The organism is Nocardiopsis sp. MG754419, from assembly GCF_018207095.1.
Classification (GTDB): Bacteria; Actinomycetota; Actinomycetes; order Streptosporangiales; family Streptosporangiaceae; genus Nocardiopsis.
Genome location: NZ_QOCZ01000017.1, coordinates 41663 through 54834 on the forward strand (window position 1 = coordinate 41663; position 13172 = coordinate 54834).

10 protein-coding genes are annotated in these 13172 nt (G+C 71.2%); 6 read left to right on the forward strand and 4 right to left on the reverse strand.

All coding sequences use genetic code 11. From position 1 onward, the window contains the following. Window positions 1-257 precede the first annotated feature (257 nt). Together DSY14_RS05365 and DSY14_RS05370 are read right to left on the reverse strand one after the other, a co-directional pair. A complete protein-coding gene (locus DSY14_RS05365; protein WP_211715332.1) occupies window positions 258-1172 on the reverse strand; it encodes a diiron oxygenase in 915 nt (304 codons plus the stop codon). A gap of 11 nt (window positions 1173-1183) precedes the next feature. Beyond that, window positions 1184-2038, reverse strand: coding sequence for an SDR family oxidoreductase (locus DSY14_RS05370; protein ID WP_211715333.1), 855 nt, complete (start codon window positions 2036-2038; stop codon window positions 1184-1186). A gap of 452 nt (window positions 2039-2490) precedes the next feature. On the opposite strand from DSY14_RS05370, the gene DSY14_RS05375 reads away from it, so the two are divergent. After that, window positions 2491-3270, forward strand: a complete 780-nt coding sequence (locus DSY14_RS05375; RefSeq protein ID WP_211715334.1) for a MerR family transcriptional regulator — start codon at window positions 2491-2493, stop codon at window positions 3268-3270. 79 nt (window positions 3271-3349) lie between these two features. On the opposite strand, the gene DSY14_RS05380 is transcribed toward DSY14_RS05375, so the two are convergent. Then, window positions 3350-5203 carry a GMC oxidoreductase gene (locus DSY14_RS05380; protein ID WP_211715335.1) on the reverse strand — a complete coding sequence of 618 codons (1854 nt, stop codon included), beginning with the start codon at window positions 5201-5203 and terminating at the stop codon, window positions 3350-3352. Between the two features lie 223 nt (window positions 5204-5426). On the opposite strand from DSY14_RS05380, the gene DSY14_RS05385 reads away from it, so the two are divergent. Both DSY14_RS05385 and DSY14_RS05390 read left to right on the forward strand, forming a co-directional pair. Continuing rightward, the gene (locus tag DSY14_RS05385; protein ID WP_211715336.1) at window positions 5427-6068 is read left to right on the forward strand and encodes a DUF6230 family protein; all 642 of its coding nucleotides are present in this window, start codon (window positions 5427-5429) and stop codon (window positions 6066-6068) included. Window positions 6069-6072: 4 nt separating this feature from the next. After that, window positions 6073-7539, forward strand: coding sequence for a DUF6114 domain-containing protein (locus tag DSY14_RS05390; protein ID WP_211715337.1), 1467 nt, complete (start codon window positions 6073-6075; stop codon window positions 7537-7539). Window positions 7540-7624: 85 nt separating this feature from the next. Here the strand turns inward: DSY14_RS05390 and DSY14_RS05395 are convergent, their stop codons facing one another. Beyond that, window positions 7625-9460: a UvrD-helicase domain-containing protein gene (locus DSY14_RS05395; RefSeq protein ID WP_211715338.1), complete on the reverse strand. Its 1836-nt coding sequence runs from the start codon at window positions 9458-9460 to the stop codon at window positions 7625-7627. A 766-nt stretch (window positions 9461-10226) separates the two neighbouring features. Between DSY14_RS05395 and DSY14_RS05400 the strand changes: the two genes are divergently transcribed. From DSY14_RS05400 to DSY14_RS05410, 3 genes are all read left to right on the forward strand, one after another. Next, window positions 10227-10850: a DUF1707 domain-containing protein gene (locus DSY14_RS05400; RefSeq protein WP_211715339.1), complete on the forward strand. Its 624-nt coding sequence runs from the start codon at window positions 10227-10229 to the stop codon at window positions 10848-10850. Window positions 10851-10983: 133 nt separating this feature from the next. Further along, window positions 10984-11583: a vancomycin high temperature exclusion protein gene (locus tag DSY14_RS05405; protein ID WP_211715342.1), complete on the forward strand. Its 600-nt coding sequence runs from the start codon at window positions 10984-10986 to the stop codon at window positions 11581-11583. Between the two features lie 51 nt (window positions 11584-11634). Further along, window positions 11635-13080: a hypothetical protein gene (locus tag DSY14_RS05410; RefSeq protein WP_211715340.1), complete on the forward strand. Its 1446-nt coding sequence runs from the start codon at window positions 11635-11637 to the stop codon at window positions 13078-13080. Window positions 13081-13172: the final 92 nt, after the last annotated feature.

A 13172-nucleotide genomic window follows, 5' to 3' on the forward strand; every position in this document is an offset into this window, starting at 1 on the left:
CTCTTCCCTTCGTGCGTCCCGGCCGGAACGGAACAGGCGTAGCGGCCGGTGGGTAGGCCCCCGGAGGACGTGGCGCGTTCCGCCCACCGGGGGAGGGGTGCCGGGTCCGGGAGCGTGGCGCGTTCGCTCCCGGACCCGGCGTCTCGGGGCCGTCGTCGGAGGGCGTGGCGCGTTGCGCCCTCCGGCGACGGCGTTCTCGGGGGACCCGACGGTCCCGGGACGGATGGCACGGTGCGAGGCCATCGTGGCGGACGGGGTCAGCGGCCCAGGAGGCCGGCCCTGTTCCAGAAGTACCGGCCGAGGCCGGAGATGGCGCCCGCGGTGTCGAGGGTCTTGACCACCTTGCGCGCCGCCCAGGTCTTGGTGTCGACCCAGTGCGGGTTGGCCCTGGCGACCCGGGAGGCCTCCTCGGGGTCGAGCCCGACCTGCTCGTAGACCTTCGGGTTGATCAGCCGGGTCGCGGAGTAGTAGGTGACCAGACCCAGCACGATCCGACTGTAGGCCTGGTTGAGGGCGCCGCGCCGCGGCCAGTCCCGCTGGAACTCCTCGCGGGCGTAGCGCATGTGCCGCGCCTCCTCGGTCACGTGGATCCGTGCGACCGCGCGCACCAACGGCAGGATCTGCTCGTCGGGGACGGCCTCGCGCTGGAGCTGGTCCAGGACCTCCTCGACGAACAGGGCGCCGGCGAAGATCAGCGGACCGTGCGCGATCGCCTTGAACAGTCGGCCGAGGTGGAAGGTGACCGGGTCGAGGCGGTGGGTCTCCCACCCGAGCTTCTGCACCATCTTCGCGAACATGATCGTGTGCCGGCACTCGTCGGCGATCTCGGTGTAGGCGTACTGGACGTGCAGCGAGGTGGGGTCGTTGTGGTACGCGTGCCGCACCAGCATCTGCATGAGGATGGTCTCGAACCAGATGCCGATGGTGGCGACGCTGGCGACCTCCAGACGCGAGAGCTCCTTGCGCTTCTCCTCGCTCAGGCCCTCCCACAGGTGGGTGCCGTAGATCGAGATGCGCTCGGGGCGGATCGCCCACATGTCGGGGTCCACCGGGGCGTCCCAGTCGATCTCGACGAGCGGGTCGTAGGAGGCCTTGGCTGAACCGCGCAGGAGGCGTTTGGCGATGTCCTCGCGGTCGGTGGTCTTGGGCTTGGCGACGGCTTCGGCGGTCAACGGCTGCTCCTTCAGGAGAGGGCGGTCGGTGCGTGCGGGGTGCCGTGGCGGGCGTGGAGGCCCTGCGCGATCTCCGCGTCGGCGAAGGCACCGTCGGTGAGGAGCAGACCGAGTTGGAGCGACACGATCTGCTCGGTGGTGCCGGGGAAGTGTCGGGTCAGGTGGAGTGCGGCGGTTCCCAGGGCGGTGGAGGCGACGTCACGTGGTGCGCGTTTGGCGCCTGCGGCCCTGACCACCGCCATGACGGTGTCGCGCTCGGTCTCGACGGGGACGAGGCCGTCGAGGGAGGCGCCGGTGGCGCGGGAGCTCTCGTGGATCGGGGTGTCGACGAAACCCGGATGGACGGTGGTGACCTCCACGTGGGTTCCGTACTCGGCGCGCAGACAGTCCGCGTAGGCGGTGACGGCGCGCTTGGAGACGGTGTAGGCGCCGGCCAGCGGCAGTTGCAGATGGGCGAGCAGGGAGGCGGTGACGATCACACGGCCCCGACCCCGTACGAGGTGGGGCATGGCGGCCGCGGTGACCCGCCAGGTGCCGAGGAGGTTGACCTCCAGTGCCTGGTGGGCGTGCGCGTCGGGCGCGTGGCCGATGTCCACGGAGGGTCCGACCCCGGCGTAGTGGACGAGCAGGTCCAGATCACCGCCGAGCCGCTCGACCGCCTCGGCGACCCCGTCACGGACCTGGCGGTCGTCGGTGATGTCGCAGGCGATGACGCCGGGGGCGGGCTTGTGGTCGAGGCCGATGACGTTGACGCCGATGTGGCGCAGGACCGCGACGGTGGCGCTGCCGAACGCCCCGGAGGCGCCGGTGACCAGGGCGTTCCGGCCGGGGAGGCGGCGCAGATGGTGCGGCAAGGGGGGCGTCATGTGATCTCCTCCACAGTCATTGCCGGAACGTTACAACGGTCATTGTCACAATGCAATGGGGTGAAGCGGTGAATTTACTCGCGAGTAGGTTCCGGTGTTCGCGGTGTGTCCTGCGTACGCGCGAGGTCGGGCCGTCGGGGGTCCGGGGTCGACGGCCTCCGGTGGCTAAAGGGTGCACCGGTCGGGGCCGTCGGGGAAGGCTCGGATCGCGTCGCGTGGCGGTGACCGGGCATCGACGGGTCGGTGGGCGCCGGCACGGGGCGCCGATGCGGCGGGCCCACTCTCCTCTCGTGTGTTCGGCGCCGGATATGAGCCTTATGGGGCTTTCGTGGGCTTTGGCCTTATCGGCACGGTTGCGCCGGGGCATGACGCTTCGTGTCGACCACGATCGGTGGCGTGAAAGGCCCCGAATACCGACGAGTACGGCCCTCTCGTGTCTTTAGGGTGGTGCCATGGCCGAATACCGCATTGACGAACTCGCCCGGCTCGCCGAATCGACGGTGCGCAACGTCCGGGTGTACCAGGACCGGGGGTTGCTGGCCCCGCCGCGACGTCAGGGGCGCGTCGGCATCTACTCGGAGGCGCACCTGGCGCGCCTGCGGCTGATCGGCCAGCTGCTCCGTCGCGGCTACACCTTCGCCAACATCGGTGAGATGTTCCAGGTGTGGGAACGCGGGGGCGACCTGTCGGAGATCCTCGGCTTCGAGTCGGCGATCGGTGACGCCTGGACCGACGAGATCGCCGACTACGTCGGGCTCGGCGAGATCCGCGAACTCTTCGGCAAGGACGTCACCCCCCGGACGATAAGGCGGGCCCTCGAACTCCGCGTCCTGGAACGCGACGGTCTGCGTTTCCGGATCCCCAGCCCCCGCCTGTTCCACGCCGGGGTCGAGCTCGTCAAGCTCGGCATGAGCGTCGACTCCGTCCTCGACATCGCCGAGAACCTCCGCCACCGGATCGGCGACGTGTCCGAGCACATGGTCCGGACCGTGACCGACCACATCGTCGACGAGTACACCCCCGGCAGCGTCATCCGCGCCGACGAGGTCGCGCAGATCGCCGAACTGATCCGCAGAGTGCGTCCCCTGGCCCAGCAGGCCGTCGACGCGGTCCTGGCCCAGGAGATGGCCCACCACCTCAGCGACGTCATGGGCGATCACTTCGCGGAGGCACTGGAGGAGCTCCGGGCGCACGAGAGCGAGGACGACGAGGGTCCCGCGGGCCCGTCCTGAGGGAGGACACCCCCGTGGGTCCGGGGTGTCCTCGTGGCCGCTCGCCGGGGCGTGGTCGGCTCCCGAACCGACCGGTCCCCTAAACCGGGTCGACGCTCTCCGGGGTGGGCGCGGGGACCTCGGCCGCCTCCGAGCCCGGCTCGACCACCGTGAGCGGGAGTGACGTCGTGTACCGCAGCTCCGCGAACGCGCCCGCGGGCACGGCCGGATCACGGGGGAACACCGGCCGCACCCTCCGGTACACCGCGCCCTGTTCCGGGCGGGTGTCCTCCTCACCGTGGTTCGGCCACATCGACATGGCGCGCTCGGCCTGGGCGGTGATGGTCAGTGACGGGTTCACGCCCAGGTTCGCGGTGACCGCCGATCCGTCGACCACGTGCAGCCCGGGGTACCCGTACAGCCGGTGGTACGGGTCGATGACCCCGGTCTCGGCGTCGTCCCCGATCGGGCACCCGCCCAGGAAGTGCGCGGTCATCGGGACGTTGAAGGGATCGCCGACGGTGCCACCCGGGTGGCCGTCGATGCGTGCGGCCAGTCGCGTCGCGGCCTCCTGGCCCGCCGGAATCCAGGTGGGGTTGGGCTCTCCGTGTCCCTGCCGCGAGGTGAGCCTCGTCCCGCCGCCGAGCGGTCCGCGCGCGAGCGAGGTGGTCAGGGAGTTGTCCAGCGACTGCATGACCAGACCGATGATGGTGCGCTCGGACCAACGGCGGTTGGAGAAGCTGCGGGCGAACACGGACGGGTGGCGCAGGATCAGTCCCACGTAGCGCAGCCAGCGCGGGATCCTCCCTCCTCCGGGCACCTGGATGGTGGTGAGCAGCCCCATCGCGTTGGATCCCTTGCCGTAGCGGACCGGCTCGATGTGCGTGTTCGGGTCGGGGTGGATGGACGAGGTGATCGCCACCCCGTGTGTGAGGTCCTCGGGCGGGCGCACCCGCTTGCTCATCGCGCCGACGAGCGCCTCGGAGTTGGTGCGCGTGAGGGTGCCCAGCGCGGCGGACAGGCGCGGCAGCATGCCGCGGTCCCGCATCCGGTGCAGGAGGACCTGGGTGTTGTAGGTGCCCGCGGCGACCACCACCTGTCGGGCCGTGAACGTGCGGGCGTTCTCCCGGCGTCGGGGGGCGTCCGTGCGGACGGTGTCGACGGCGTACCCCCCGCCCTCGGCGTCGGGGCGTTCGCGCAGCCGCTCGACGGTGGTCAACGGGTGCACCTCGGCCCCGCCCCGTTCCGCGAAGTACAGGTAGTTCTCGGTGAGCGTGTTCTTGGCGCCGTGGCGGCAGCCGGTCATGCACTCACCGCACTCCCGGCAGGCCCGTCGCTCCGGACCGGCGCCGCCGAAGTAGGGGTCGCCGACAGGCGCACCCGGAGCGGCGGTGGAGCCGTCTCCGTCCTCACCGTCGCCGAAGCACACGCCCACGGGGGTGAGCCGGAAGGTGTCGCCCACCCCCATCTCCTCGGCGACCGCCTTCAGGTGCACGTCGGAAGGGGTCATGGTGGGGTTGGTGCGCACGCCGAGCATGCGTCGTGCCTGGTCGTAGAAGGGGGCCAGTTCCGACTTCCAGTCGGTGATGTGCCGCCACTGTGGATCCTCGAAGAAGGGATCCATCGGGTGGTAGAGCGTGTTCGCGTAGTTGAGCGAGCCACCGCCCACCCCTGCCCCGGCCAGGATCATGACGTCGCGCAGGAGGTGGATGCGCTGGATCCCGTACAGGCCCGCGCGGGGAGCCCAGAGGAAGTTCCTCAGGTCCCAGGACGACGACGGCAGGGTCTGGGGTGTGAAGCGTCGACCGGCCTCCAGGACGCCGACGCGGTAACCCTTCTCGGTGAGGCGGAGCGCGCTCACCGATCCGCCGAACCCGGAGCCGATCACCACCACGTCGTAGTCGTGGCCGGCCTGCTCGGGGGCGGCGGGGTCTGTTGCGCTGTGAGGGGGCATGGACTCGGACCTCTTTTTCGCAGCTCGGAAGCGGTATCCCGTAGTGCGCCGGATACGAGTCCGCAACGATGATTGCGCCATCTGGAAATGTGACAATTGATATTGTAATGTTCGTCACTACCGCCGAGTAAGGTGTGTTCCAAGTAACACACGTGGCGCGCATCGGTGCAAGGTTCCTTCCCCCCTCGCCGTCCCCGGGCGGCGAAACCCTCTGGAGGTACACATGCCCAAGGCCCCCGAAGAGGTGCCCGAGGCACGTCAGGCAGCGCCCGAACGGCACGGAGGCGGCACCCGGTGGCGCAGGTTCGCCCTGCTCGCGGTCCCGGGTCTCGTCGCCGCCGCGGTGCTCGGCGGTATGACCACCCAGGGCCTGCTCGCCGCCTCCTTCGCGGTCTCCGGCGACAGCTTCAAGATGTCCGCCGACAGCTTCGCCGGTGACGGCTTCACGCAGTACGGCGACGTCGCGAACTCGGTCGACGGCTCCGCCCGGCCGGTCGGCCTGTCCACCGTGAACACCGCGGAGATCCAGAACCTGTGCCTGTCCTCCCTGTGGGACCTGCCGATCGGCGAGGCCACCCTCGTCATCAACGCCGGTGCCGACACCCCGGTCGAGGGCACCTCGATGGTCATCGACATCGAGCAGATGCAGGGCAACGCCGAGTTCGGCGCCATCGAGATCGGTCGGGACTCCAGCACCCTCGACAAGGCCGAGGGCGGTCAGGGGCCGGAGGGCGGTTTCGGCCTGCAGGCCGACTCCATCCTGGTGAGCGACATGGAACTGACCTCGTGGGCGGTCACCTCCGGCTCCCTGCGCCTAAGCGGCCTGAACCTGGCCATCCGACCCGGCTCCCACGAGTGCTTCTGATCCCATGGCCCAAGCGATGACCCTGCTCCGCGCGGGATGGGGCCGGTTCCGCGGCTGGCGGCGCACACGGCCGTTCTGGGGCGGCGTCCTCCTCGTCGCCGCCGGAATCGAGCTGCTGGTCGCACCGGCCGCGCAGAGCCTGATCCTGCCCATCGACCTGATCATCTACGCCGGGGTCGCCGGTGTCTCCGGAACCCTCATCGGTGTCCTGCTCATCGTCATCGGCGTGCTGAGCTGGCTCCAGCCCGCCCAGCACACCTTCTTCGGTGTGGTCGGGCTGTTGCTCTCGCTGGCCTCCTTCGTGACCTCCAACTTCGGTGGCTTCGTCATCGGCATGCTGCTCGGCATCATCGGTGGAGCGCTCGTGTTCGCCTGGGGGCCCGACGCCCGGCACGGCCCACGGAGACGTCGCCGGGCCGCGGTGAGGGAGCGTGCCCACGCCGGAGACGAAGGCTCCGGCGCCGCCGCCGTGGACGACCCCCAACGCCCCGCGGACGCGGACACCGAGAACGCCGCGGGCCCAGAGGCCACCGAGGCCACCGAAACGGACACCCCCGGCACACGCAGGGGTCGGCCCGACACCGTCGACGACCCGCGTGGCGGGAACCGACCGTCGGCGGCGCTCGCGCTTCCACTGGTCGTCGCCGTCACCATCGCCGCCGCGCCCGCTCCGACCCTCGGATGGCCCTGGGACTGGTTCCGCCCCGGAGACGACGAACGGTCCGAGGAGGGCCCCGAAGCCGAGGAACCCTCCGAGGCCCCGTCGGAGCCGCCCACGGGGGCGCCCACGGAGCCGCCGGGGGAGACCGCGCCCGAGGACGGTTCCGACGAGGACGGTTCCGACGAGGACGGTGACGACGCCGACGAGGACGAGCGTCAGGAGGAGGACGAAGAGGAGGAGGCCGAGGACGACGCCGACCCCGCCGAGTGCGAACTGCGTCGGGGCGACGGCGCCGTGGTCGAGGACGAGGAGGAACTCCTCGACGCCGTCATGGCCTGCCGGGCCGCGCGGGACCAGGGCGCCTACCCCGAGGTCGGCGTCGCCCAGGGCGACGGATGTTTCCGCGGCTCGGTCCGTGACTCGGGTCTGACCGCGGACGGCCTCACGATGTTCGGCGCCCGCTACGAAGGCGTCGTGGAGTGCCCGACCGTCGACGGTCCGCGACGCTACCTCCGGCTCACGATGGACCGGACCCACCTGACCGGGGGTGAGCTGTGGTTCGACGACGCCGGAAGCCGACGGTCACTGGGGTTGCCCACCATGGACCTGGAGGGCGACGTGGAACTCCACGTCACCAGCATGCGCCTGCGGCTCCTGGGGATCCCCTTGACCTTCACCCCGGACTTCCCTCCGCCGCTGCTTCTGCCGATCATGCACGTCACCGACGTGGACGTCGGTGAACCGATGGCCTCCACCGACCGCATGGTCATCCCGGACCTGGACGGTCGGTTCGCGGCGGGCCCGGACTGACCGACGCCGCCCCGGAGAGCCCGAAGAGGGCGGGCCGGGGACGTCCGACGACGTCCCCGGCCCGCCGCGCACGTGCGACCGTGGGTCAACGGTTCTCGGTGATGAGCCGGCTGGGTCGGCCCACGTGGGACACGTACAGCGCGTCGCGGGCCCGGGTGCAGGCCACGAACAGCAACGTGCGCTCCTGCTGGATCACCTGTTCCAGGGCCACCTGGTCACCCTCCGCGGCCTCGATCGCGGCCTTGGGCGGGAGCAGGTGCTCGCTCACCCCCACCACGGCCACGCACCGGAACTCCTGTCCCTTCATCCGGTGCATCGTGCCGACACGGACCGCACCGGGCGCCCCGCCGTCCTCCAACGGCGCGGTGGGCACCCCGCGCGCCTCCAGTTCCTTGGCGACACCGCGCTCCACCCACTGGTTGCGTCCGGCCACCGCGATCTCCTCCGGGTTCACCCCGGCCTCCAGCCACACCCGCACCCACTCGCCCAGCGCCCGGAGTTCCTCGGTCCGGCTGTCGCAGCCGCGGACCACCGGCGCGGGGCCGCGCAGCAGGGAACGGTAACCGGCGAGGGTGTCGGCGTCGTCGTCCATCCCCAGGGCGGCCTCCCGGCCCAGGATCGGCATGCTCCAGTCGAGGATCTCCTGGGTCACGCGGTAGCTGACCCGCAGCCGGTGGCCACGGCCGCGCACGTTGATGCCGAGCGAGGCCAGGGACACCCGGTTGTCGGACACCCGCTGGTGCGGGTCGCCGACGACGAACAGGTCGTCGGGTCCCTCGGGGACCGAGGCGCGCAGCATCCGCCACTGTGCCGGGTGCAGGTCCTGGGACTCGTCGACCACCGCGTGCCGGAACAGTGGACCCGAGCGTGAGACCAGGCGAGCGGCCTCGGCGGCCAACTGTGGATAGGACCACAGTCCCTCCACCCGCATCGCGCCCACGTAGCGCCGGACGGTCTCCCAGACCTGGCGTCGGTGTTCGGGGGCCAGGTGCTGGACCCGGCCGCTGCGCTCGCAACGGATGTAGTCGGGCAGCAGGTCCAGGCCCTTGGCCAGGATGACCTGCTCCCATTCGTCCACCAGGAAGCGCCCGGAGAAGGGCAGCCCGTCGGCGAGGGCGACCGAGCGCCAACGCTGGGCGAGCTCGTCCGCGCCGATCATCCGCGGGGCGACGCCGGCGTGCGTCTGGACCACGGAGCGGGCCAGTGAGTCGATGGTGGCCACGCGCACGCGGGACCGGGTTCCGGGGTCGGGCAGGAGCTGATCCAGGCGTTCGGCCAGGGACTGGGCCAGGGCCCGGTTGTACGTGGTGAGCAGGACCGACTCCCGCTCGTCCTCGGGGTGGGCGGCGGCGTCCAGCTCGGCCAGACGGGCGGCCCGGTAGAGCGCCATCACCGTCTTGCCCGTGCCCGGGCCGCCGGTGACCTGCACCGATCCGTTGAAGTGCGACTCGGTGACCCGGTGCTGGTCCGGGTGCAGGGTGATCCGCCACTGTGCGAACGGAGAGCCGAGCGCGCCGGACAGTTCCGGCGGACCTTCGGGGGTGAGGTCGGCCGTGGTGTGGACGGTCTCGGCGAGGGTGTCGGTCGGCACGCGCGGTCGCAGGTTCCGTGCGTAGCGGAGGGCCTCCTCCCGAGGGCGCACGGTCAGCAGCCGGTAGTGCGGGTCGTCGGTGTCCGGCTCGGCGGACGGCTCCGGGGGCAAGTCCGCCTCGGCGCCCGGGGCGGGAGCGATGACGGCGGTCCAGTCGGGCGCGATGGCCAGGACCCGGACGTCGGGGTCGGCGGCGCCCGCGACGGATTCCAGGTCGGTGGGTTCGCCGGCCTGGTAGGCGCGCATCACGGCCAGGGTGCCGAGCTGGACGTCGGGCGTGAGGTGGGTGAAGTCACTGAGAAAAGCCGGGGCGATCGCAAGGGCGGACACGTCGTTGATTCCTCCGGTCGTCGACCTGATGGTGGCTCCGCTGAACGGTCGGATCGGATGGGTGTCGCGCGAAGGGAGGCCTGGTCGGGCGAGCTTTCGCGCTCACCTGGAACATGCTCGCGGGGGAATTTGGGCAAACGCGGTCGCGAGGGCGAAGAAGGGCAGATTTCGGGAACCTCGAAGAGGTTGCGTCTTTGCAGTTCAAAGGATGTTTTGCGCAAGGGTGTTCGAATGGACGCGAGGGATGCGTCGATCCCGTGAGGGAACCGTCCCGTGACCTGGGGTTTCTCGGGTCTACCTTGTGTCCTTAATCAGGTTAAAAGACGGACCGAAAGAGGAGTTCGAAGAGGGTCGTGGCCCATCCCGCGTGGGTCGTCGGTGGGTCAGGGGTGGGCGCGGTCGCCGTCGGCGATCGGGGCCGAAACCCGATGAGGGGGCAGGTGCGTGCGGCGCTCCGGAACGTGAGCCCAAGGCGGTCGACGCTCACTGTCTGGCCGTTTGTGGACACGCTCTGTGCAGGACGGGTGCGGTGGGGGATCGTGGAGGCACCCGGGCAGGGAATCACGCGCGGTCCAGGACTCTGCCGGGGTCCGTCCTACCCCGGCAGAGTCCTCGACCACAGGGGAGAGGCGCCATCCGACTCCGGCGCGGCCCCGAGCGGGGACGCTGCGTCGTGCACGATCACACCCGTCGGCGACCGGCCATCGTCGCTCCGCATGCTCTAACGTGGGTCTGACAAACCAGGCAGAAGGAGCGGTACGAGCACGTGGCCCCCAACGACATGAGCCGGATGCGCATCTCCGACGGCGAGCGCGATCAGGTCGCTGAGATCCTGCGGGAAGCCGCGGGGGAGGGGCGGCTTGACCTGGACGAGCTGGACGATCGTCTCAACGCGGTCTACGCCGCCAAGACCTACGCCGACCTCGAACCCATCGTCGCGGACCTGCCGGCCGGCGCCGGCAACTTCTCCACCGCCGCTCCGGGCGGAACGGTCGCCTCGCGGGAGGCTCCCCTCGTCCCCGGTGACCAGACCCTGCGGCTCAAGGCCCAGGGGAACTCCCTGGTCCGCAAGGGCGACTGGACCGTGCCGCAGCGCGTGGAGGTGGACGCCCGGTTCGGCTCCACACGGCTCGACTTCCGCGAGGCCCGCATCAGCACCCCCGTGGTGGAGGTGTGGGTGGACACCTCGTGGGGCGGCGCCGACATCATCCTGCCCGAGGGGGCCACGGCCGAGATCGACGTCGACTCCTCCTGGTTCGGCAGCCTGCGATCGGACGTCGATTCCCTTCGCCGTGCCGGGGTGACCCACTTCGTCATCACCGGACAGTCCCAGGGCGGCAGCCTGCGCGTGCGGCACAAGCGCGCCGGCGGCTGGAACCCCTTCGCCTGAGCCACGGCCCCGACCGCGCACCGCCCGCGCCGGTCCGGGCACCCCCGCGGTGCGCCATGATGGTGGGGCGCGCGGCACGGGCCGTGGTCGACATCGAGAGGCGGCGGGTGTGCTCATCTGGATCGGGACGATCATGGGCGGCGTGGTCGTCCTCGCCCTGGCACCGTTCGCCTGGACCCGCCTGGCCGGGGCCGGTCGCCGCCCCGACATCGCCCACGTTCCGCACCGGCCCGTCGCCGTCGTGCTGGGCGCGGCCGCCTGGGCCGACGGTCCCTCGCCTCTGCTGGCCCGACGCTTGGACCTGGCCGTCCGCCTCATCGAGGAGGGGAAGGTCGACCGTGTCCTGGTCTCCGGGGACAACCGGGAGGTGTCCTTCCGCGAGACCGACACCATGACCGGGTACCTCGTCGACCAGGGGGTCCCCGCCGACCGCGTCGAGGCCGACCCCTACGGCTACCGCACCTGGGACACCTGCGTCAGGGTCAGGGAGTTCTACGGGGTGGACGCGGCCACCATGGTCACCCAGTCCTTCCACCTGCCGCGCACCTTGGCGCTCGCCCGAGCCGCCGGCATCGACGCCGTGGGGGTGGGCGACTCCAGCCTGGGCGCACGCCGCCGCTCCACCGTCATCGGCTACCTGCGCGAGGTCCCCGCCGCCGCCAAGGCCCTCAAGGACGCCGTGCTGCGCCCGGCACCGGCCATGGCCGGACGCCCCGACCCCCGGGACACGTGACCGCGCCGCACCGCGATTCGCGTACACGGGCCGAGCCGGGATAATCGGGGCATGAACGCGACCACGGGAAACGAACCACACGACAACGTCGCCGACGTCGACTGGGCCTCCCTCGCCCCCGAGGGCGGGGAGCGCATCCCCGTACTCCTCGACCAGGTCGGCTCCGTCGACAGCGCGCTGTCCGACCTCCACGACATCATCCGGTTCCCGGCGCCGGGGCACCGCGCCGCACCGCAGGTCGTCGATCGGCTCGTCGACATCGCGACCGCCGACGCCACCTCGGACATGGACCGATGGCGCCCACTCAGCCTTCTGCTGGAGTTGGTCGCCGCCCACGCGGAGGACCGGTTCCCGCAGCACCGTGACCTCGCCCAGTGGCGTGAGGAGGTGGCCCGGGCCACCTCCGAGGACGCCGAGAAGGTGCGCGCCCAGTACCGGGCGGCGATGGACGAGGCCCCCGACGAGCAGCACTACCACCGCGCCCGCAACCGCCTCGCCGTCATGGAGTCCGAGGACGGTGCCGCGGTGCTCCAGGCCGAACTCGACACCTACGAGGCGGTGCTCGCCCGGGTGCCCGACCTGGTCGCCCTCCTGCACGGTGGGACCAACCGCGGGGGTCTGGACCGCGCCGGTGAGTGGGTGAGCTACCTGCTGGCCTTCCTGCCCGACGAGCACGAGCGCATCGTCTCCGAGATCACCGGGGCCTCCTCGTTCCTTCTCGCCAAGGACCTGCGCCCCACCCCCAAGGCCCCCACCAACCTGCGCGAGGCCATGGACCAGGCCTCCGGCGGTGCCGGCCACGCCGAGCCCCTGCCCGCCGAGATGTTCGCCCTCGGCCTGCTCGCCACACCCCAGGACGTCGACACCACCGTGGGCCTCACCCACCAGATGGCCGGCGGCAACCTCTACAACTCCTTCGCCGCCTCGGTGGCGATGGTCCTCATCCACGGTGAGAACACGCCCCGTGAGGGCCTGCGTCGGGTGGGTCGCGGTGGCGGCACCTCCATGGGGTACGAGGGCCTGTTCAACGAGTCGTGGCCGCACTGCGGCGACCGCTCGCCGCAGGCCCTGGGCTTCCTCGCGCTGGGCCGCGCCGGGGACCGCGCCCGCCGCCTGCGCCTGGACATCCTGCCCGGGCTGATCAAGGGGGACGAGGCCTCGCGCGCCCTGGCCACCGGCGTCGGCCTGGAACTGGTCTTGGGCGCCCGCTCCAAGGACCGCACCCCCGAGGAGCACGCCCAGGCCGACTACGACGAGGAGACCCTCAAGGTCCTGTGGGCGATCGCGGAGCTGCCGGCCGCGGCGTGGGAGGACGAGGAGTTCACCGCGACCCTCGCCGCCTGGGCCCTGCCCGACAACGCCGAGGAATACTGTGCCCTGGTCGGAGTGGACTCCGAACCGGAGCCCGAGCAGGTCGCCTCCGCGCAGCCGCAGGCCGCCGCGGCCCAGCCGGCGCCGCAGGGTCTGTTCGGCCGCCTCTTCGGCGGTGGCCGCTAGGTGTACTGACCTGAAAGGTTAGGTACGCGGGAGGCGGGAGGGCCGCTGATCGCGGTGTGGAACCGGTGGTGATTGTAGTGGTGCAACCACCC

Excerpts from the sequence above, each read along its gene's own strand:
- DSY14_RS05405 (WP_211715342.1), top strand. The coding sequence starts at position 10,984 with ATGGGCGGCGTGGTCGTCCTCGCCCTGGCACCGTTCGCCTGGACCCGC.
- DSY14_RS05410 (WP_211715340.1), top strand. The coding sequence starts at position 11,635 with ATGAACGCGACCACGGGAAACGAACCACACGACAACGTCGCCGACGTC.
- DSY14_RS05370 (WP_211715333.1), bottom strand. The coding sequence starts at position 2,038 with ATGACGCCCCCCTTGCCGCACCATCTGCGCCGCCTCCCCGGCCGGAAC.
- DSY14_RS05375 (WP_211715334.1), top strand. The coding sequence starts at position 2,491 with ATGGCCGAATACCGCATTGACGAACTCGCCCGGCTCGCCGAATCGACG.
- DSY14_RS05380 (WP_211715335.1), bottom strand. The coding sequence starts at position 5,203 with ATGCCCCCTCACAGCGCAACAGACCCCGCCGCCCCCGAGCAGGCCGGC.
- DSY14_RS05390 (WP_211715337.1), top strand. The coding sequence starts at position 6,073 with ATGGCCCAAGCGATGACCCTGCTCCGCGCGGGATGGGGCCGGTTCCGC.
- DSY14_RS05385 (WP_211715336.1), top strand. The coding sequence starts at position 5,427 with ATGCCCAAGGCCCCCGAAGAGGTGCCCGAGGCACGTCAGGCAGCGCCC.